19 protein-coding genes and 1 other annotated feature are annotated in these 21,392 nt (G+C 46.9%); of the genes, 1 reads left to right on the top strand and 18 read right to left on the bottom strand.

Annotated features, from left to right (window positions below):
• Positions 1–86 precede the first annotated feature (86 nt).
• The 10 genes from BLHYD_RS07385 to BLHYD_RS07340 are packed head-to-tail and all read right to left on the bottom strand — an operon-like array spanning position 87 to position 10,059.
• Positions 87–971, bottom strand: coding sequence for a damage-control phosphatase ARMT1 family protein (locus BLHYD_RS07385; RefSeq protein WP_005945139.1), 885 nt, complete (start codon positions 969–971; stop codon positions 87–89).
• Between the two features lie 12 nt (positions 972–983).
• Entirely contained in the window at positions 984–1,553 is a 570-nt protein-coding gene (locus tag BLHYD_RS07380) for a glycerol-3-phosphate responsive antiterminator (RefSeq protein WP_005945136.1), read from the bottom strand.
• 2 nt (positions 1,554–1,555) lie between these two features.
• Positions 1,556–3,163 carry a BCCT family transporter gene (locus BLHYD_RS07375; RefSeq protein WP_021844493.1) on the bottom strand — a complete coding sequence of 536 codons (1,608 nt, stop codon included), beginning with the start codon at positions 3,161–3,163 and terminating at the stop codon, positions 1,556–1,558.
• Positions 3,117–3,674, bottom strand: coding sequence for a hypothetical protein (locus BLHYD_RS07370; RefSeq protein WP_005945132.1), 558 nt, complete (start codon positions 3,672–3,674; stop codon positions 3,117–3,119). The genes BLHYD_RS07375 and BLHYD_RS07370 overlap by 47 nt, the downstream gene beginning before the upstream one ends.
• A complete protein-coding gene (locus BLHYD_RS07365) occupies positions 3,668–4,654 on the bottom strand; it encodes an electron transfer flavoprotein subunit alpha/FixB family protein (RefSeq protein WP_005945130.1) in 987 nt (328 codons plus the stop codon). Before BLHYD_RS07365 ends, BLHYD_RS07370 begins: the two co-directional genes overlap by 7 nt.
• 1 nt (position 4,655) lies before the next feature.
• Positions 4,656–5,450, bottom strand: a complete 795-nt coding sequence (locus BLHYD_RS07360) for an electron transfer flavoprotein subunit beta/FixA family protein (RefSeq protein WP_040350262.1) — start codon at positions 5,448–5,450, stop codon at positions 4,656–4,658.
• Positions 5,451–5,453: 3 nt separating this feature from the next.
• Positions 5,454–6,863 (bottom strand): FAD-binding oxidoreductase, encoded by a 1,410-nt coding sequence (locus BLHYD_RS07355; protein WP_021844489.1) that lies wholly within the window; start codon positions 6,861–6,863, stop codon positions 5,454–5,456.
• A gap of 2 nt (positions 6,864–6,865) precedes the next feature.
• Positions 6,866–7,786, bottom strand: coding sequence for an electron transfer flavoprotein subunit alpha/FixB family protein (locus BLHYD_RS07350; protein ID WP_021844488.1), 921 nt, complete (start codon positions 7,784–7,786; stop codon positions 6,866–6,868).
• Complete coding sequence (locus BLHYD_RS07345) at positions 7,783–8,601, bottom strand: electron transfer flavoprotein subunit beta/FixA family protein (RefSeq protein ID WP_005945115.1); 819 nt, start codon at positions 8,599–8,601, stop codon at positions 7,783–7,785. Before BLHYD_RS07345 ends, BLHYD_RS07350 begins: the two co-directional genes overlap by 4 nt.
• Complete coding sequence (locus BLHYD_RS07340) at positions 8,602–10,059, bottom strand: FAD-binding oxidoreductase (protein WP_005945112.1); 1,458 nt, start codon at positions 10,057–10,059, stop codon at positions 8,602–8,604.
• Between the two features lie 740 nt (positions 10,060–10,799).
• Here BLHYD_RS07340 and BLHYD_RS07335 point away from each other — a divergent pair.
• Positions 10,800–12,047: an MFS transporter gene (locus tag BLHYD_RS07335; protein WP_021844487.1), complete on the top strand. Its 1,248-nt coding sequence runs from the start codon at positions 10,800–10,802 to the stop codon at positions 12,045–12,047.
• Positions 12,048–12,135: 88 nt separating this feature from the next.
• On the opposite strand, the gene BLHYD_RS07330 is transcribed toward BLHYD_RS07335, so the two are convergent.
• The 8 genes from BLHYD_RS07330 to polA form a co-directional block, all read right to left on the bottom strand.
• Positions 12,136–12,909: an ABC transporter ATP-binding protein gene (locus tag BLHYD_RS07330; RefSeq protein WP_005945105.1), complete on the bottom strand. Its 774-nt coding sequence runs from the start codon at positions 12,907–12,909 to the stop codon at positions 12,136–12,138.
• Entirely contained in the window at positions 12,902–13,780 is an 879-nt protein-coding gene (locus tag BLHYD_RS07325) for an ABC transporter permease (protein ID WP_021844522.1), read from the bottom strand. Before BLHYD_RS07325 ends, BLHYD_RS07330 begins: the two co-directional genes overlap by 8 nt.
• Before the next feature lie 130 nt (positions 13,781–13,910).
• Complete coding sequence (locus BLHYD_RS07320; protein WP_021844523.1) at positions 13,911–14,927, bottom strand: ABC transporter substrate-binding protein; 1,017 nt, start codon at positions 14,925–14,927, stop codon at positions 13,911–13,913.
• A gap of 139 nt (positions 14,928–15,066) precedes the next feature.
• Positions 15,067–15,310: a binding site (T-box leader), on the bottom strand.
• Positions 15,311–15,673: 363 nt separating this feature from the next.
• The gene (locus tag BLHYD_RS07315; protein ID WP_040350261.1) at positions 15,674–17,038 is read right to left on the bottom strand and encodes a PFL family protein; all 1,365 of its coding nucleotides are present in this window, start codon (positions 17,036–17,038) and stop codon (positions 15,674–15,676) included.
• 11 nt (positions 17,039–17,049) lie between these two features.
• Complete coding sequence (locus tag BLHYD_RS07310) at positions 17,050–17,322, bottom strand: ACT domain-containing protein (protein ID WP_005945096.1); 273 nt, start codon at positions 17,320–17,322, stop codon at positions 17,050–17,052.
• A 9-nt stretch (positions 17,323–17,331) separates the two neighbouring features.
• Positions 17,332–18,129, bottom strand: coding sequence for an MBL fold metallo-hydrolase (locus BLHYD_RS07305; protein ID WP_005945094.1), 798 nt, complete (start codon positions 18,127–18,129; stop codon positions 17,332–17,334).
• Positions 18,116–18,715 (bottom strand): dephospho-CoA kinase, encoded by a 600-nt coding sequence (gene coaE, locus BLHYD_RS07300; protein ID WP_005945091.1) that lies wholly within the window; start codon positions 18,713–18,715, stop codon positions 18,116–18,118. Before coaE ends, BLHYD_RS07305 begins: the two co-directional genes overlap by 14 nt.
• Complete coding sequence (gene polA, locus BLHYD_RS07295) at positions 18,716–21,349, bottom strand: DNA polymerase I (protein WP_040350260.1); 2,634 nt, start codon at positions 21,347–21,349, stop codon at positions 18,716–18,718. It lies immediately after the preceding gene.
• Positions 21,350–21,392: the final 43 nt, after the last annotated feature.

The raw sequence follows: 21,392 nt of genomic DNA, 5'->3' as shown, positions 1-21,392 counted from the left end.
CGCGCTCTTTAAGTAACTGTCATTAGTATAAATCCTAATCCAGTCCTTGTCAACCTGTACAATTTATCAAAATACTAAAACTTTTTTTATGTATATTGCACAATTCTCTTTTCATGGACAATCACTGGCGAAAAACGAGGAACCTGAAATTTTTTCACAAACAAATCACACTTGCACAAAAACAGATAGTAGACATTCAGGCCGCAGCCGTGGAGACTCTCGAAATTCCCCTGTCCTTTCGCGATACATACGTCCGCCTGAAGCAGTGCTTCCCTCGCCTGGGAACTGATCTCTTCCATGGAGGTCCCGGGAATCTTCGTCCCATTGGAGATCACCTGAAAGCTTTTGTCCAGGTTCACAAAAGCAGCATCCTCCTCTGCGGCGTCATTGAGAATCGCCCCACCTCTTACCAATACAGTGATATCCAGCTGTTGGTTTTGCTCTTTTATGATCTGAAGCCACAGGCTGTCCAGGACAATCTCTCCTGCATTGTCCGTCACATATACCAGCCTTTTCGCCCTAGCAATGTCTTCCTTGAGTCGGCGCGCTTCCACTTCGTCCACGGTGATCTCCTGACACTTTCCCAACAGCTCGTCCAGTTTCTCTTCACTCACGGTATCCATAGCTCCAAAGTCGATATAGTTCCCTGTCAGCGCATAGCGCAAGCCAGTCATAAACGGCTCCTTCGAACCGTCGATCTCCCCCTTAATGTCGTGGGAACGGCGCAACAGCTCCTGGTTATACTGCCTTTTCGGTCCCTCATAGGCGTCGGAAATCCCCACGTTCGCGTCCAAAATCCCCATCATATCCGCCATCAAGATAGGAGCCGACACTTCTTCGTCAGCTCTAGAAAAACCACCGTATATCTCCTTCATCAGACGCACTGCCTTTTCCTGTGGAACCTGATACTGTTCCAGCAAAGACATCGCCTTTTTTGCGCAGCACAAAAAACACTGCTGATCAACCTTCATCCCCTCATCTCCTTAACAGTCCCATAAATCCTTATTCGTCGTAGATACCGCTACCGCTCCGATTTTTAGCGCTTCCATGATATCCTGCTTGTCCAGAACCAAACCGCTGGCCACAATCGGCTTATCCACATCTTCCATGAGATAGCCCATTGCCTTGGTCAGACCGGCCGGCATGAACTCTACCACATCAGGCCCCGCGAGGCGAATGTGTTTTTCCACATTCCTATAAGTCAGAACATCCATAATATAAAACCGCTGAATCGTCAGAAATCCTAACTCATTGGCATGGGATATCAAATTTGATTTCATGCTGATAATCCCGTCAGGATGTACATACTTGTCCATGAAATCCAGTGCAATTTCTTTCGTCGCCAGCCCTCCGACCAAATCCACATGGACAATTGCTTTCTTGCCGGTCTCTTTGATTCTGGCAACAATGTCCGTGATGTTGCAGATATCCCCATAGAGTACATAGATCAACGGACTTTCCGTCCGCAGTGCTATTTCCAGCCTTTCTTCGCTGTTAACCGCCGGAATGACTGGAGAGATTTCCGTCGCTTCTAAAAAAAAGTCTTTTGTCATAATCACCCTTCTTTATTATGTACTGGAAGACGTTCAGACTCAATAGGCCTTCCGTCCTCTGTGTAATCCTCCTTAAATGTATCATACTTTGAAGGGTTTTTGCAAATTTTTAATAATCCTACAATCATAATGATCATCAAAAACATGGTGGGGAAACCACCCAAATTGGATGCAGCCTTGATTCCATCAATCCCCGCAAAGCTGATAAGAATCCAAGTCATCACTGCTATTGAGACTCCCCAGACCACTTTCAGCCAAGAAGGCGCCTCCTGCTCTCCGTCCGTGATTCCGTACGTACACAGCCCTGCCATCGCATTTGTGTTGGAGTCCGACGCAGTCACAAACGAGATAAAGACAATGAACAGGTAAAAGACAATCAGAACCGTAGACAGAGGCATCTGATTGAAAACCTCATAGACCACAGATTCCGTTCCCTGTGTCTGCATGATTTCATAAAATCCTTCACCATTCAACTCATAATAGATCGAGGAGCTGGCAAAAACTCCCATCCACAACGTGCTGAACAAAGCAGGAATCACAAAGTTGCACTTGATAGCGTCTCTGATTGTATAACCCCGCAGAATTTTGGCCAGGAAAATTGCCGTAATCGGCGTCCAGGACAGCCAATTGCACCAGTAGAACACCGGCCAGGATCTGGCCCAGCTCTCCCCAAAAATCTCCCCGGTACTAAGACTCATGGGCAGAAAATCACGAAGGTATTGCCCATAGGATTCCACGGAAAAATTCAGCATAAACGCGGTCGGCCCAAAGATGAGCAAAAAACCCAGCAAGATAATATAGACCTTCGCATTGATGCTTGACAAGACCCTGATTCCTTTCATAATACCGGACACACTGGAAATCACAAAGGTAGTCACGATGACCACGATGATAATCCCCCATAAAAACGGGGCGCTCTTAATCCCAAAAACCTTCTGCACTCCTCCTGCAATGGTCAAAGTACCTGTGCCCAGAGAAGAAGCCATGCCCGCAACTAACGAAAACAGACAAATCACATCAATCAAGTTATTAAAGCGGGCTGCTTTTGGCCCAAAGGCTGGAATCAGCACAGACCCCACGGAATATTTCTGTCTCATATTATAAAAAACAAAGGCAAAAATCAGCGTTGCCGTGGTATAGATCGCATAAGGAGACCAGGTCCATTCCAAAAACATCGTTTTCATGGCAAAAACCGCCGCGCCCGCGCTCCCTGCCTCGACGCCCTCAAAAGCCGCCGGCTCGTACAGATGATACATCGGTTCCGCGCAAGCCCAAAAGAGAATTCCCGCAGCGATCGTCGTACACAGGGTAATCCACACCAGATTGATGTAAGACATGATCGGCCTGGCCTTCCTGCCGCCGATCCTCACCTTTGCAAGAGGCGAAAAATATACGATAATCACAGTTGCTACGCAGGCAACTGTAGTCAGGTTAAATGCCCAGGTAAAATTGCTCAAAATCCAGTTCGTCACAGCGTTCAGTCCTGCCAAAAAAGCCTCCTCGTTTGTCAAACTGACTGCCACCATCGCGGCCAGGGCCAGCCACGGCGGAAAAAACACGATTTTATTTAACTTCAGGTTCACCGTCTTTTCTATATTTGGTTTTTCCATACACTTTCTCCTTCCCTGTGATAATATTCCGATACCTGCATTCTCCAGCTTTTTTTAAAGCTTCCAATGCCTCCTCTTCTTCCATCGGTATCACTCTTTTGGGGATACAGAAAACCTCTTTGTCCACTTTTATCGTATAGACATGCTCCGAATTTAGCATTTCCCATCTTCTATCTTTCAATGGATAAAACGTCCAATCCTTACCCGCACAGATACCATTCTTTCTGATCTCGACTCCATAGATACCCTTTTTCTTTGCTAAACGGCAGGCCCGTCTTCTTCTCACAATCCTCAAAAGATAGGAGTTACAAAACAGTAGAATTACCACCGGAACAGCACACATCATCAGGTAAAATCTATCAGGCTTCCTGGCATAGGCAAATACAAGCCCCAGAGCAATCACAGTCAGAAGTAACTGATTCCATTTTTGGAATATCCCGACGCGCCACTGAGCACTTATCCAAGCTTCCTCGATTTCCTCCGGTCTTAGCTGATAGGTGATTTTCAACATATCCCCCCTTGTCTGAGAAGCTTTGGCACAACCTCATACAAATCTGCACAGATCGGATCGTGGGCAATCTGAAAAATCCTCGCTTCAGGGTCCGTGTTCACGGCGACAATATGGTGCGTGTTTCTCATCCCTGCCATAAACTGAACCGTTCCGGACACGCCGAACGTAAACATGTAATCCGGGTGAACCGTGTTCCCCGACAGTCCGATCTGATCTTTGGGCTGCATCCAGCCTTTTTCCACCAGAGCTCTGCTACTAGCCAGCCTCCCACCCAAGCTCTCAGCCAACTTTCTCAAAAGTTCCAAATCTTCTCTCTTTTTTACTCCACGTCCCGCGACCACCAAAAGCCGCGCGTCCGTGATATGGTCCCCCTGGTCCAAAACTTCCTCTGTAAGGACTTTCATCCTGCCCTCAGTCCCATTCTCAGTGTCCAGCTGGAACTGACAGATCTCTCCTGGAAATTCCTCTCTCTCCATCACACCTGGACGTACCGTCGCGAACTGAGGCCTAGCTGTTTCTGTCACAATTTTTGCCATCAGATTTCCACCGAAGGCAGGGCGAATCTGTACCAAGCAGCCGTCTTCTTCCATCTCCAGCTTTGTACAGTCAGCTGTCAGTCCGGTTCGAAAGCGCACGGCAAGTCTGGGGGCTAATGCCCTCCCCTCCATCGTACCTCCCATCAGCACAGTGCCTGGACAAAGCCTGCGAATGTACATTTCAAAAATCCTCGCGTATTCCTCAGACTGATAAATCTGAGAAGTCTGACACAGGATTACTTTCTGTGCACCACAGTTTTTCAGCAGGGAGACTCCTTGATGAATTTCTTTTCCAATCCCCACCGCATATACTGGCTCCTTGCTGATCTTAGATAATCTTCTCGCCTCGCTCAGAAGTTCATAACTCACCGGATGAAAAGCTTCTCCCTCCCATTCCAGATAAACTAGGATTCCTCTCCATGTCTTTTGCCCAACTTTTTCCATGTCAATTCCTCCCCTTCTGATACTCGTTTAAAATTTCCCGAATACAGACAGCGGCCTCCTGTCCTTCCATCTTACGCACCTCTTTGCGCTCTACTTTACTGGGCGGAAAAATTTTCCGAACTTTGGTGGCCGACCCCTTCAAGCCATAATGAGTTCTGTCCTGATCGGCCATCTCCTGAAGCGTAATCTTAATGATCTCTTTTTTTCGGCTGGCCATCCGAAGTTTCAACGAAGGCATACGAGGAGTCACACTGTCTTTTTCCACAGACAACAGACAGGGATAGGTGCTGAAAAGCTTTCTTTTCACTCTCTCCGTCTGCTGCCAGAACACGATGCCATCCTTCTCGGCGCTTTCGATCTGACATACCCAGTTGCAATGAGGCAATCCCATCCACTCTGCCAACTCCCCGCTTACCTGCGCAGTATCTCCATCCGTAGTCTGACGCCCACAGAGTATCAGCTCAAACTCCCCCTGGGACCGAATGGCCTGCATCAGAGTATAGGAAGTCGCCAGCACGTCTGAGCCAGCAAAGGCCGAATCACAGATCAGACAACCATAATCCGCTCCTCTTGCAAATGCTTCTCTTAACACTTGCTCTGCACCGGACGGTCCCATGGTGAACACTGTGATCTCGCCTCCGACGGCTTCACGGATTTGAAGGCCTGTCTCTAGGGCAGCCATGTCATAGGCATTGACTACAGCCTCCAACCCACTGCGAAGCAACACCCCCGTCTTTGGGTCCATGTTTCCCTCTGAATAGGCCGGAACCTGCTTCATACACACCGCTATCCGCATTTCCTATTCCTCCCTGTCCAAAACGTCTTCCCGATTCATCAAAAATTCTGGGTCATAGAGCCGCTTTAATTCACGGCATAAATTCTCCCGTTCCGGATAAAGGCCCCGAAGAATTGTCTTTTTCAATTTTCCGACCCCGTGTTCTCCCACTGCTTTTCCTCTCTCGCTCACACAGTTTTGAGCCCATGTACGCAGCAGTTCGCAGGCTTTTTGATACTCCTGCTCCGTCTGAGGGAACAAATTCACATGGAGATGACCGGACTCTAAATGTCCGAAAACAGCACTTTCTATAGAAGTTTGCGCCAGCTCCTGCCGGTAAAACTTCAAAAGCTTCGAGAATTCTCTTCCCTCCCAGATAAAATCTGTGGACAGTTTGGTAATCTCTGGTGTCTCTTTGCGATTTGCCTCCACTCTCAAATTCGCGGACTCTGCCGCCGCATGGCGAAACGCCCTCAGCTTTTCTACCTCTGCTTCTCCGGACAAAGCCCAGGCCACATCTGGATCGCTGCCATGTTCTGCTGCCAATTCCATCAAATCTGCTGCCAACTCTTCCATACAGTCAGAGGAACCTTCCAATTCCAAGTATATCATACCGTCAAAGTCTTCGTCTACATCCGGTAACTCCCGAATTTTAGCCATATCCTGTTTTCTTCGCTGAATCATTTTGATGGTATCACGGTCCAAATACTCCTTCAAACTCAGATGCGCCTCCTGATTTTCCCATTTCCTACCATTAAGCGCATCTGAAAAATCCGCCAGCTCTTCCTCCTTCTCAAAGAAAAAGCAAATTCCCCAGACATCCTCCGGTTTCTTCACCAGTCTTAAAGTGAGCGCGGTAAACACCCCTGCTAAGCCTTCAAGCCCTAGCAAACTCTCTAACTTTTGTGCATCTTTTTCTCGGTCAAATTCCACGATCTCTCCGCCAGCACAGGCCATTCTCACCTTCGCAATGTACTGACTGCTCTTCCCATACCAATATCCATTGGGTCCCTGGGCCGACGTGGCCGCCACTCCTCCAACTGTGGCGGATTCCTCCGTGGGCTGCACTGGCCAAAAGACTTTTTCTTTTCCAAACAGCCGAAGAACTTCTTTCTTCAAATCCATAAGCGGAATTCCCGGTTCCACGGTGATATAGATCTCTCCTGTACTGCATTTCTCCCAGTCTAGTACCCGGTTCATCCGAGACAGATTTAAAATATGGCCTCCATGCGGTACCGCACCTCCCACAATTCCGGTCTTTCCACCTTGAATCGTGACAGGAATTTTCCGTTCTTTCATCTGACGCAGTATCTGGCACACTTGCTCTTCGCTCTCTGGAAAAGAAATGCTATCCGCATATCCTCGATACTTGGACTCGTCGATCAGAAATTCTTCGTATTTCTCACCCATACTTTCAATCAAATTTTTCTCCATCTTCACTTCTCCATCATACGTTCCAATTCTCTCATAACCTCCATACAATCTCCCTGTATGGATACGTCTGCCTTTTTCAAAAGCTCAGCTTTCTCGTCCGTATTCACTGCCACAATAAAATCGCTCTTCTCGATACCGGTATAAAATGCCGGTGCTCCACTGGCTCCAACTGCAATACAGATCTTTGGCTTCGTCAACGCTCCCGAGACTCCCACCAGCCGGTCCATAGGTGCCCACGCTGACATGGCTACCGGTCGACTCACACCGAAATCTGCTCCGATTTTTTTTGCAATTTTCTCCATCTCCTGCACCTGCTCCTTGGAACCTGCTCCTCGCCCCGCGGCCACTAAAAACGAAGTGTCTTCTAAGCCCGCCTCATCTGGTATCTTCTCTACAGAATACTCTTGTAAAGTTCCAGACAACTCACAGAACTCTAAAATCGGTTCCGTCTGTGATTCCAAAATTTCCCCGAGGACTCCTCCCGGAGCCAGGGAGAGACAGCAAGGCGTCTTATTTACAGAAAAAGTTCCTGTCATATGATTGGAGTAGACGGATTTTTCTATATATTTCCTTCCGTCTTTTTCATAATAACTTTTTACCTTTGTCGCACTGACTCCTTTTTTCCGATAGGCCAGCCGGACCGCCAGCTCCTCTCCGGCATATCCGGAATCAAAAATAATCAGTTCCGCGTCTCCCGACTTCTCTTCCAAAACAGGAAGTAACGCTTGCGGATCATAAACTTCACAGGAAATCACAGTAACTTTTCTCGCAGGCAACTTTTTCAGCGCATCTTCCGAAAAGTCACTCCTACACAGAAAGATTAGATTTTCAAACGCCTTTCCCGCGAAAAAACCGGACATCTCCTCTAGTCGCCTTTGGTACCGCTCGCAAAAACCATTGATCACAATCACCGGCTCTCTCATAACCTCTCCAACCTCTCTTTTAGATACTCCTCATACAAAAGCTTTACTTTCTCTCGAATATCCTCGCCTTCAATCCTTTGTCCGTCCCGCTCCTGTCTCATCGGCTCTAAAGCCTCTAATGTAATACCCTCCCTGTCTGTCTGGTCCTGAATTCCCAGTTCTTCCCAGGAAAGATATTCGATGGGTCTTCTTCCTCTTTTCATCCGGTCTTTTAAAGTCGGAACCCTCAGATAGGAACAGGGAGCATTCCCCACAGAAAAGACACAAGGAAGAGTCACCACCTGTGTAACTTTCCCCTGATCCTGCATACTTGTTACCCTCAGATGTCCTTCATCCACCAGTTCCATCTGAATCACTTGTGTCACACAGGGCCAGCCTAATTTTTCCGCCGTCAAAAGAGGCGTCTTTCCATTATTTCCGTCAGAGCTTACACTTCCCATGACTACTGCGTCCACCTCGCAAGCCCTTCTCACATACGCTGCAATCACTTCCGCCGTCCAATCCGGCCAAAAGCGCAGTTCTTTTTTTTCTTCCTCGATCCGAATCGCCCTCTCATACCCCAGTGCATACAACGTACTGAGATAGGAGTCCGCATTTTTTTTGCCCACAGTCAATGCCCACAAGTTCACCAATGAGCAAAAGCCTTCTGACAAATCAGAAAGCTTCAGCAACATTTCCAATGAACTCTCGTCAAAGCAATTCCAGATTGGCCGCACATAACTTAAGTCCACGGACAGGGAGTCATCAACCTCCCAGTCCGTGCTGTCTATCGCCTCCATATCTGGAACAATCTTAAAACACGCTAGTAAGTTCATCTATTTCCTCAGCGGAATCAAAGTTCCCATATTCATAATGCCGTTCGGATCAAATGCCTGTTTCAATGTCTTAAGCATATAGTAGGAAGAACCGTATTCCTGGGTCACATAGTGGGCTCTTGCTTTCCCCAGGCCGTGATGATGGACAATAGATCCGCCATATTTCAATACCTGCTCACAAATAATCTGATTAATCGGATTGTGATATTTATTGATCTCTTCTTCCGGTGCACAGTCTACCACATTGTAGTAATAACAGAAATACATATTCGTACCATTGATGTAGCTATGTGAAGAATGTCCTCCGATCATTGTGATATCCGGTATCTCGTTCGCAATTCTCTCACAAGAAGTCTTATAAATCTCATAGATGCAATCCCAACATCCTGAAACCTCTGTGGTGATACCAATATTCTTGGTCTCCTTAATCTCAATGGCCTCCTGGGCAATGTTTTCCGGCCCCCAGTTCAAGCCTACATACCATTTCTCGATCAATTTGGGATCTACCACTTCCAACTCTGGATGCTTAGACATCAACTCTTCGATTCCGTCACGGATTGCCGCCGTAATACTAGCAGGTCCCTCTGCCATCCAGATCAAAATCGCTTTGTCCGGCTCCAACCAACCACTGAAATGCTGCTGTGCATCTGCTGCATCGTACAGACGCGCAAAGGATGGTTTATATCCTGCAACCATAACCTCTCTGAGACAGTCAAAGCCTAGTTTCATCTGAGAATCATCCAGCTTATAAGCGATATAACGATTATTCTGAGGCAAATATGGGAACAACTTCATGGTCACTTCGGTGATAAAGCACAACGCTCCTTCATTTCCGCAAATGATATGACGGATATCTGGACCTGCTGCACGTCTCGGAATGTTCTTAATCCGGCAGATCTTTCCATTTGGGAAAACTGCTTCTAAGCCTACAATCATGTCTTCAATTCCGCCATAGAGTGTGGAGAACTGTCCGATACTTCTGGTTGCCACCAGGCCTCCCAACTGTGCCAGCGGTTTAGACTGCGGGGAATGTCCTGTGGTCAATCCACGCTCTCTAAGCATGTCGTCCAGGGACTGAAGTGGCACACCACACTGACAGGTAACTTGCATATTATACTCGTCTACCTTCAGGATTTTATTCATATGAGAACCGTCAATGACAACGGAATCCTTCAACGCCGTCTCCAAACCGCCCTCAATCGCTGAATGTCCAGTTCTCGGCACAACGTTAATCTCATTGTCATTGGCAAACTGCAATACCTCAGAGACCTCCTGTGCAGACTCTACATAGATCACAGCAGCCGGGATAGGCTGTGTATATACTTCCATCACTTGCTCATATTTACGATAACGGTCTAAGCTACTCTCTCTTAAAACCTGCTCATCCGTAATTACTCTGTCTTCACCCAGGATTTTTTTTAATCCCTCTACAATTTCCTCTCTACCAATAATTGCCATAACAAAAAACTCCTTTCTCTTTTATCTTGGTTATAGCATAACGCGGCTCACTTTCGCGCCATTGCAGCACTGCTCTGCGGTGAAATATCTCTTTAGGCGTGCGCGTCCAGCGGAACGTTTATAGCGAGGCATTTACTTTATAGGGACAAGCCCTCTCACAGCAGCTTACTAAGTCCTTCCCTGTAAAATAAAAAAAGAGAAAAGAAACTCTATGCATTTATAGACACAAACGCATATCGTTACTTTTCTCTCCTCACTCTTTTGTAACTGCGAACAGTATATCCGATTTTTTAGTCTGTGTCAATTATATAATTCTCCCATTTTTGCAGCATAATTTTTATACATTTTCTACAAGTTTCATGTTATCTCTTCCTTTTCTACCTATTTAATTATCTTTTGTGCATGTTTCCATATACTCAGAATTTTTTCATTTTTCTCCTATTTTCTAGTATATTTCACAAACCACCTCTGACTTTTTTAGATAATATATACAAGATTTCAATTTTTCCTTTAAATGAATTGACAAAATTTTATAATTATTTTATGATTACCTCAGTTACAAGAGCGAAGAGAGAAGTAACGCCGTATGGCTTGCTTCTCTTTTTTCTTTGTCTTCTTTTTCACAAAGGAGATTTTTCAAAAGTAAACAGCCCAAAATACAAGTCTTGCTGCAGCGTCTTATATTTTTCTTCTGTTTCTTTCTGATGAACAACAAAATACGTACATATGGAGGTTTTATTATGAATCAGTCATTCGTAAAAAAATATGGTACGCTTCTGCTTCTGGCAGCGGGAGCCGGTATCATTTTTCAGCTACCCTATATCCGTGAAACTTTTTATCCCCAGATTCAAGCGGCAATGAATCTATCCAATGCGCAGATGGGTCTTCTCTCATCCGGCTATGCCACAGTCGCTCTTTTGTCCTATTTTATCGGCGGTATTGTCGCAGATAGATTTTCCGCCAGAAAACTTTTGACGTTTTCTTTTCTGGCGACAGGCGCCCTAGGGCTTTGGTTTTCCACCTTCCCCAGTTACAATGTAGCCCGCGTTATCTTCGTGCTAATGGGTATCTCCACGATCATCACCTATTGGTCTGCCTGCATCAAAGCCACCCGTATGCTCGGAACCCCTGAAGAACAGGGCCGTCTTTTCGGTTTACAGGAAGGACTTCGAGGAATATTAAACGCACTTTTGGTCTTCGGCATGACTGCCGCTTATAGCTTCTTCGCTGTCAAAAGCGAAACTCTCGGCACTTCCATGGCCATCAAAGTTTGCTCGATCACCGTCATCATTATCGGAATCCTAAACTTTATCTTTATTGAAGACACCAAAAAAGAAGAAAACACAGAGAGCTTAGGTAGTGTTGTCAAAGGTATGTTCAAAGCTCTTACCATTCCTCGCGTATGGGTATTGGTAGCCATTATTTTCACTGCTTATAGCGTCTATGGTCTGATCGGTTACGTAAACACCTACGCTGTGCAGTATTATGACCTCTCCGCCGCAATGGGCTCCACTTTAGGTGGTATCCGTTATCTACTCCAAGGCGTAGGCGGTATCATCGGTGGATTCTTAGCCGACAGACTGCACTCTCGAATTAAGGTGATCGCTGGCGGTTGTATTCTGCTCGCCATCTCATTCGGTCTGTTTATTGTTCTTCCGGTAAAAGCCAGCTTACTGGTAGCAGTCATCATCAATTTCTTCTTCGGATTGATCTTCATCTATGCAGTCAGAAGTCAGTATTTCGCTGTGCATGATGACGCAGGCATTCCTCTGGAGATGAGCGGACGTGTGTCTGGAATCGCTTCCGCTTTGGGATTTGCTCCTGATCTTTTCCTGTACACGCTGGTCGGCGGCTGGATGGACACCTACGGAGCTGCTGGATTTAAGATGACCTGGGCCTACGCAGTCGTAGCGTCTCTGCTGTGCGTGGTGATGGCCTTTGTCCTGTCCAGAATCATCAAGAAAAACGCTTCCAAAGCAAACGCTTGATAAAAAAAGATTCTGCGCTAAGTTTTTTCTTACAGTCACAAACGGGCGATATCCCTTCCGGATGATCGCCCGCTTTCTTTTTATCCCACTAATTTCCACACTCAATACTGATCTGTGTGAAACGCTCTAAGATATCGTCTACCGTCAATTTACTTTTCTCTTCTCCCGCCTTGTCCACCACGCATTCTCCCTGGTGCATCATCAACAGACGATCCCCATACTCCACAGCATAGCGTAGATTGTGAGTGACCATAATCGTCGTCAGCTTCTTTTCTCTGACCACCTTATCCGTAAGTTCCATGATTAGATCTGCCGTCTTAGGGTCCAAGGCCGCCGTATGCTCATCCAAAATCAAAAACTCTATGGGAGTCATCGTGGACATCAGCAACGCCATCGCCTGGCGCTGCCCTCCTGACAAGGAGCCCACCTTCACATCCATCTTGTCTTCTAGTCCCAGATTCAGCTGCCGAAGCTGATCCCGGTAAAAACCAATTCTCTTCCGGTTAATTCCCCTGCGCAGACCAAAAGACTTGCCCTTGTTGTCAGCCAGACACATATTTTCCAAAATTGTCATGCTGGGACAAGTCCCCATCGCCGGATTCTGATAGACTCTTCCGATCTTAGAATTCCTGCGGAATTCTTTCTGTTTGGTAATCTCTTCTTCGTCAATAAAAATAGCGCCTGCCTCGATGGGAATACTTCCGCAGATAATATTCAACATCGAAGTCTTTCCGGAGCCGTTGCTTCCGACCACCGAGACGAACTGCCCTTGTTCGATTTCCAGATTGAAGTTCTCAAACAGACACATCTCATTTACTGTGCCCGGATTATAGTATTTATGAATTCCGCTCAATCTAAGCATTTCCCTTCACCTTCTTCTTTCTCTCCATACTCAGCACCAAAACCACCAGGAAAAGTATCGCTGTAATCAGTTTCATATCCTGCGGCTCGAAATTACGAATTGCAACTGCCACGCAGGCTTTGTACAGGACAGAACCTATAATCACTGCTGTTGTCGCTTTGAGCAGACTTAAATTTTTAAAAATACTGGTTCCAATAATCACACTGGCCAGGCCAATCACAATCGCCCCCGTACCCATGGAAACCTCAAACACTCTCTCTTCCTGGCAGAAAATACTTCCTGATAAGGCAATCAGACCGTTGGAAAGCGCCAGCCCCATAATCTTGACATTTCCCTGATCCTTTGCCAGTGAAGTCACAAGAGTAGAGTTATCTCCCACGGCCCGCAGTAAGAAACCGGACTTTGTATTCATATAAAGGTCTAAAAGTATCTTTGTGACCACCACCAGCACGATCACAATCAGCAAAGTGCGGTACGGCTTGATCGCCCCTGGCAGCATATCCAGAAAATCATTGTGAAAGATACTGTCCTTTGAGAAAATCGGCACATTGGACGTTCCTGCAATCCTCAGATTGATGGTCCAAAGAGCTGTCATCATGATAATACCCGACAGAAGGTCCCGAACCTTGCATTTCACATGAATCAGCCCTGTACAGCAACCTGCAGCCGCTCCCGCTGCAAACGACACCAACAAGGCAAGATACGGGTTCATACCTCTGCTGATCATCGCCGCACTGATGGCTGCCCCAAGAGGGAAACTTCCATCTGTGGTCAGATCAGGAAAATCCAATATTTTGTAAGTAATATACACGCCCAGTCCCAATATCCCGTAGATCAGGCCCTGCTCTAAAATTGATATGATAAAATCCATTTCAACTATTTCCTCCATTCATTTTCACAGACGGCAGGCTGCCGCATAGGAAAATTTTTCATCTCACCTCATGCGACAGCCTTTTTGCTCCCGAAATACCCTTTTCAGTCTGTGAGCTTCTCTTTGACACTCAGCTCTCTGAAATTGCATCAAATACTTCTGCCTCATCCGCAAATCCATCTGGAATCTCAATTCCCAACTTTTTGGCAACCTCCGTATTCAGATAACGCTTGCTTCCTTCAATGGTCTCGTAGGCCATTTCCGACGCTTTTTTCTCACCTTTCAAAACCTGAGCCGCCATCTTGCCGGTCTGCTTTCCAAGCTCTACATAGTCCAGACCTTCCGCTGCCAGACAGCCGATTTTTACCTGTTCAATCTCACTTCCAAACACCGGAATTTTCTTGTCATTTGCTTTTTCCAAAATAGTCGGAAGAGAGCTTACCACTGTATTATCCGTCAGATTCGTCAGACAGTCTACCTTCTCCAAAAGACCATCCGCCGCCAAAGAGATATCCGCTGTTGTGGTAACACCTGCGGTCTCCAGGGTAAATCCATACTCTCCCACCAATTTCTCGTATTCCGCGATCGTAGATTCTGAATTCTTCTCGCTGGTGGTATATAAAATTCCAATCGTCTTTGCGTCCGGCAAAAGCTCACGAATCATTTTAAGCTGTGCCTCCACCGGCAGCTTGTCGCTGGTTCCAGTGACTTCACCTACCGGCATTCCCTCTTCATCTACAAGTTCTGCCGCTGCTGGGTCGTTAACCGCCGTATAAATCACCGGAGTCTCACTGTCCATCGCCGCATTGAAAGCACTCTGAGCGCTGGAAGTAGCGATTGCGCAGATTAAATCTACTTTGTCCGCCACAAAATTGTTGGCAATCTGTGCGTCTGTACCCATATCAGCCGCCGCGTTCTTATATTCCACGGTGAGATTTTTTCCCTCTTCGATGCCTTCCTCTTTCAGCCCTTCCAAAAATCCTTCCCGGCAATTATCCAAAGAGCCATGTTCCGCAAACTGTTCAATTCCGATGGTATAAGATGCTTTTGCGCCATCTTCACTCCCGGAAGAGCTTCCCGCGCATCCTGCCAGTAAACCTGCTGTCATTGTCATCCCTAAAATTACCGCTGCAATTCTTTTTTTCATTTTTTTCTCTCCTTTTTCTACTAATAATTGTGCTTTCAAAGGCAGTTTGCCAGCCTTCGAAATAGTGTTAGTAAGAAAGGAGTTCCATTGTTCTGAGTGCTATCCGCTCCCTATGCAATAAAAAACGCCTCAAGCTCCTGCTTGAGACGGTAATAATTTCTTATTATCGCGGTACCACTCAAATTGACAAATGTCCTCTTTCTCATGTACTAACATACATTCCGCCTTGATAACGGGTACGGCTCCCGTCAGCGCCTACTCTTCAAAAATTTCAGGCTGCCCTCGAAAGGCCATTCATCTGCCGGCTCCATACGACAATCCCACCACCTGCCGCTCTCTGTGATTTCATCCGATAGACTACTCTTCTTTCTCAACGGTTTCTCTCTGGTTAGTACTTTACTATAAAAATTGGGATTTGTCAATCACCTAGCGAAAAAATCGTTGCTGTTCAAATCTCCAATATCCCGCGAGGTGTTTTTGTACATTTTGTGCAAAAATCCCGAGACATACTCGCGCCAAACCGCTGTTTACAGCAGTTTGTGTGCATCGCGAAGCGTGTTACTGTTCACAGACTGCAAGTGAGTGAACAGTAACAAAAATCCCCTTCCGGGGGCCTTAATAGTATCTGCTCGTTCCTTTTGTAACGAGCAGCAGCGAAAAAATCCCCTTCCGGGGCCTATAATAGTATCTGCTCGTTCCTTTTGTAACGAGCAGCAGCGAAAAAATCCCCTTCCGGGGATTTTTTCTTAGTTTTTGAAGCTGTGGATGGGGGCGGGGATACGGCCGCCGCGGTTTACAAAATTCTCACAGGAAAACCGGTTGACCGGCATAATCGGCGCATAGCCAAGAAGGCCTCCAAATTCCACAATCTCTCCCACATCTTTTCCAATCACAGGAATCACGCGTACCGCCGTGGTCTTCTGATTCACCATTCCAATGGCAGCCTCATCGGCAATGATGCCGGAGATTGTAGATGCCGGCGTATCTCCTGGAATTGCGATCATATCCAGGCCCACAGAGCACACACAGGTCATTGCCTCTAATTTTTCCAAAGTCAGAGCCCCGGCATTGACAGAGTCAATCATCCCCTGGTCTTCGCTGACAGGAATGAACGCACCGCTGAGTCCTCCTACTGCGGATGACGCCATGACTCCGCCTTTTTTAACCTGGTCGTTCAGTAAGGCCAACGCGGCTGTCGTGCCCGGCGCTCCCGCATACTCCACGCCGATCTCACGCAGAATATCGGCGACACTGTCTCCGATGGCCGGTGTCGGCGCCAGAGACAAATCAATAATTCCAAAAGGCACCTCCAACCTCTTAGAAGCCTCCTGGGCTACCAACTGCCCCACTCTCGTAACCTTAAAGGCGGTCTTTTTAATCGTCTCACACAGAGTCTCAAAATCTGCGCCTCTTACCTTCTCCAACGCAGTTTTCACCACGCCAGGACCACTGACGCCCACATTGATGATAGTATCAGCCTCTGTGACCCCATGAAAGGCCCCTGCCATAAATGGATTGTCATCCGGAGCGTTACAAAAGACCACCAGCTTTGCACAGCCAAGAGAGTCCTTCTCCTTCGTGGCCTTCGCAGTCTCCAAAATCATCTCTCCCATCAGTTTCACAGCGTCCATATTGATACCCGTCTTTGTAGAGCCCACATTCACGGAACTGCACACTCTCTCCGTACAGGCCAAGGCCTGAGGAATGGAACGGATCAACAGTTCCTCCGCCGGAGTCATTCCTTTTGAAACCAGGGCAGAATATCCGCCGATAAAATTCACCCCTACTTCCTTAGCCGCCCTGTCCAGAGTTCTAGCCAAAGTCACATAATCCTCGGAAGTCTTACATGCCGCACTTCCCACCAACGCAATCGGGGTGACAGAAATTCTCTTATTCACAATCGGTATGCCGTATTCCGTCTCTATCTCTTCTCCGGTAGCTACCAGATGCCTTGCCTTCTTTGTGATCTTCTCATAAACTTTTCGATTGACCTCAGTCAAATCTGAATCCATACAGTCCATCAGGCTGATTCCCATTGTGATCGTACGCACATCCAGATTTTCCTGATCGATCATCTTATTTGTCTCGTTTACCTCAAAAATATTTATCATCGTCATTCTCCTCAGATTCGGTGCATCATATTAAAAATGTCTTCATGCTGACAACGGATCACCACGCCGATTTCCTTTCCCAGCTCCTCTAGTTCGCCGGAGAGTTCTCCTATGTCTTTGCTGGATGCGCTTGTGTCTGTAATCATCATCATATTAAAATATCCCTGCACAATTGTCTGACTGATGTCCAAAATATTTACTCCGTTTTCCGCCAGATAGGTGCAAACTTTGGCGATGATACCTACTCTGTCATTGCCGACAACTGTTATAATTGTTTTTTTCATAATGTCCTCCTAAATCGTAATTAGCTCTGATACCTGTTCCCTGCTGGCCACCTGTATCCGAAAATCCTTTGACTGATAGGGATTGTCCCCCATAGTCACTTCCTGGCAGACCGTCTCGTAGGCCAGCTGTTCGTAGTTGTTCTCCTTACTTAAGTGTCCTAGAAAAACTGCCTTCAGGCGATCATGGAGCAGTCGGCACAATAACTGCCCTGCATTTTCATTGGATAGGTGTCCCTGGTTTCCCAGTATTCTCCGCTTCAAGTAGTAAGGGTAGCTTCCTACCTGAAGCATCCTCACATCGTGGTTTGCCTCCAACAAAAGGGCATCCAATTTTTGAAGATTTCTCACTGTATAATCGTCATAAGTACCCATATCTGTGGCAATTCCCACGGACTGTTCCTTACAGTTCAGGCGATAACCCACCGGCTGAGCCGCGTCGTGGGAAATATGAAACGGCCGTACTGTCAAATCTTTAATCTGGAATTCCTCGTCTTCTTGAATCTCATGAAAAAGCCCTTCCGGCATTCTCCCTACGGAGGCCATCTCCTGAATCGCCTCTATGGTTCCCCGAGTGGCGTAAATCGGCAGATGATATTTCCGAGACATCACTCCTAGACCTTTCATGTGATCGGAATGCTCATGGGTAATCAAGATACCGTCCATATCTCTCACATCCATATCAATGGAACGAAGCCCCTCCTCAATCCTCTTCTTGCTGATTCCCACGTCCACCAGAACATGGGCACAGTCACTTCCCACATAGATGCAGTTGCCGCTGCTTCCGCTGGCTATACTACAGAGTCTCATAGCTATGTATCCTTTCTTCGATCTGGCGGCAGGTAAATTCCAAATCTCCATTGTTCTCCACTACATAATTGCAGTGCGAACGAAAAAAATCGTCCGCCATCTGATTGGAAAAAATACCGTCTATTTTTTCCTTCGAGTACCCTCTGGAACTCATCAGACGCTGCCTGCGCACCGACTCATCTGCATAAATATACCACAAATCATCACAAATTGCATCATAATGATCTTCAAAAAGCAAGGCAACTTCCAAAAAAAAGTAACTATACCCCTGCTCTCTCGACTGAGTAATTCGTGAGAGAATCTCCTTCTTCACTGCTGGATGGACAATCTTATTTAAAGCCTCCAGCTTTCCTTTGTCAGCAAATACCACAGCAGCCACCTTCGCTCTGTCAATGCTACCATCCTTTCGCTGGACCCTTTCTCCAAACAGCTTTAAAATAGGGCCGCAACACGGCCCGCCCGGGGCCATAACCTCATGCCCCACTAAATCTGCCTGGACTACCTGCGCTCCTTTTCTCTTACTCAAGTAAGACAAAACTGTACTCTTTCCCGCGCCCACTCCGCCTGTAATTCCTATGACTTTCATCTATTTCGCCTCATACCAATTCTTTCCTGTGTGCATATCTACTTCCAGAGCCACGTCCAGAGACGCCGCTTGACGCATCTCTTCCAGAAGAATCTCTGACACCTGCTCTAGCTCCTCTTCCCAAGTCTCAATCAGCAATTCATCGTGAACCTGCAAAATCAGCTTCGATCTCAATCCTTCCTGTCTCAGCCTAGAATAGACGCGATTCATGGCAATTTTAATAATATCCGCCGCAGTGCCCTGAATCGGAGAATTCATCGCGATTCTCTCTCCAAATGAACGCTGCATAAAGTTACTAGACTTCAGCTCAGGAATCGGGCGCCTGCGACCAAACATCGTGGTCACATAGCCATCTTCCTTCCCCTTCTTTACAAGTCCATCCAAAAAGCCCTTGATCTTCGGATAAGTAGAAAAATACCGTTCAATATAGTCCGCTGCTTCTTTTCTGGTAATACTCAAATCCTGACTCAGCCCAAAGGAACTGATGCCATAGACGATTCCAAAGTTAACCGCTTTTGCGTTTCTCCTCTGTAAATCTGTCACTTCCTCAAAGGGGGTATGAAACACTTGAGAAGCAGTCAATCGGTGAATGTCCTGGGCCTCCCGGTAAGCCTGAATCAGTTTCTCATCCCCAGACATATGAGCCAGCACACGCAACTCAATTTGAGAATAGTCCGCATCCAAAAAGATACACCCTTCTCTCGGCACGAACACTTTCCGAATCAGTCTTCCCAATTCCATCCGAATCGGTATATTCTGTAAATTTGGTTCCGTGCTGCTGATTCTTCCTGTGGCGGTGATCGTCTGATGAAAAGTGGAGTGAATCCGGCCATCCTCCCCGATATATCCTGCCAATCCGTCTGCATAAGTGGACTTCAACTTTGTAAGCTGTCGGTACTCCAAAATATCACGCACAATCGGATGTTTCGGTGCAAGCTTATCCAGCACGTCCGCCGCCGTGGAATAACCGGTCTTCGTCTTTTTACCTCCAGGCAGCTTCATTTTCTCAAAGAGAATGGCCCCCAACTGTTTTGGAGAGTTAATGTTAAAATCCTCGCCTGCCTGTCCACAAATCTGCTTCTCCAGCTCACCAATTCGCACCTGAAGCTGCTCTCCGTAGACTCGAAGCGCCTCTCCCTCCACCTGAATCCCTTCTTTTTCCATGGAATTCAGAGTAAACACCAACGGCATCTCAATCTCCTGAAAAATCCTCTCCATACCTGCCTCTCGCAGAGCCTCTTCCAGCGGAGCTTTCACAGCCAGCGCCACATAAGCCATAAAACAACCCAGCCGCTTCATCTCTTCCGGCTTCTCCGCCAGGGCATCCTTGTCCCCTTTCTTGCCAACCACCTCCTGGCGTCCTGGGAAAATCTGCCCCAGATATTCCTTGCCGATATCCTCGTAGTCGTAGGCCGTCTTCAGAGGATTGAGAAGATAAGCCGCCACTTCCGCACCAAAAGTCTGCGTCCAGGTTTCCACGTTCACATATTTCAGAAGAACTTTCACATGAAAAGCTGCAATCTGTGTCTGCTTTGCCACCTGCGCCAGCTTGTCCGCCAGGTACTCTCCGCTCACAAAGCCTGATACCTCCACATAATAGATCTCCTCCCGAGAGACAGCAATCGCCACTCCCAAAAGATCCCCTTCCTCCGCAAAGATCTGCACACCAACCACTTCCTGGGCTTTAGCTTTTTCAAAAATCGTTTCCGCTCCTTGCAGATCTTCGCAGAAAAAAAAGTTTTTTTCCAAAGCATTTTCCTGGGGTTCGCACGCAAATCTTTGAAGCAGATTTTTAAATTCCAGTCTCTGAAACATCTCATAGGCTCTCTGGGTGTACAGTTCGCCTAGCTTGGCCTGATCATAGTCAAAGGATACCGGGCTGTCTGTATGGATAGTCGCCAATGCCTTGCTCATCTGCGCCAGATCATAGTGATCTCTCAGAGACTCTTTCGCCTTATTGGGCTTGATCTCCTCCACATGCGCATAGGCATTCTCCACGTTCTCATAGGCCAACAGAATCTTCGTCGCCGTCTTTTCCCCTACCCCTGGAATTCCAGGAATATTGTCTGAGGAATCCCCCATCAACGCTTTTAAATCAATGATCTGTTCCGGTCTGAGTTGATATTTCTCTATGACTTCCTGCGTGTGATAATTTTCAATCACCGTCTGCCCTTTCGTCGTCTTTGGAATCCGAATCAACACGTGATCTGTGGCAAGCTGCAACAAATCTCTGTCCCCGGACAGAATCGTCACTTCCATCCCTCTTTGTTCACTTCGTCTGCCTAACGTGCCAAGCAGATCATCCGCCTCGTACCCTTCCAAAGAAACGATAGGAATTTCCATAGCCTCAAGAACCTCTTTCATCAGCGGCACCTGTTCCCTCAATTCTTCTGGCATCGCCTTTCGTGTTCCCTTATACGCCTCATACATCTGGTGACGAAATGTGGGCGCATGAAGATCAAAAGCCACTGCCAGATACTGCGGCTTCTCCTCCTCTAAAATCCGAAACAGAATATTGAGAAATCCATAAACCGCCCCTGTGTGCTTTCCTTCTGAGTTTGTCAAGTCAGGAAGTCCATAAAACGCCCTGTTTAAAATACTGTGTCCGTCAATCAATAAAATTTTTTCACTCATCATTTATATCCAGCCTTTCGTTTTTAAGGAAGTTACTAAATGC

The sequence above is a fragment of the Blautia hydrogenotrophica DSM 10507 genome (assembly GCF_034356035.1).
GTDB lineage: Bacteria > Bacillota > Clostridia > Lachnospirales > Lachnospiraceae > Blautia_A > Blautia_A hydrogenotrophica.
Note: the sequence above shows the minus strand (reverse complement) of the source record. Positions and strands in the feature narration are given on the sequence as shown.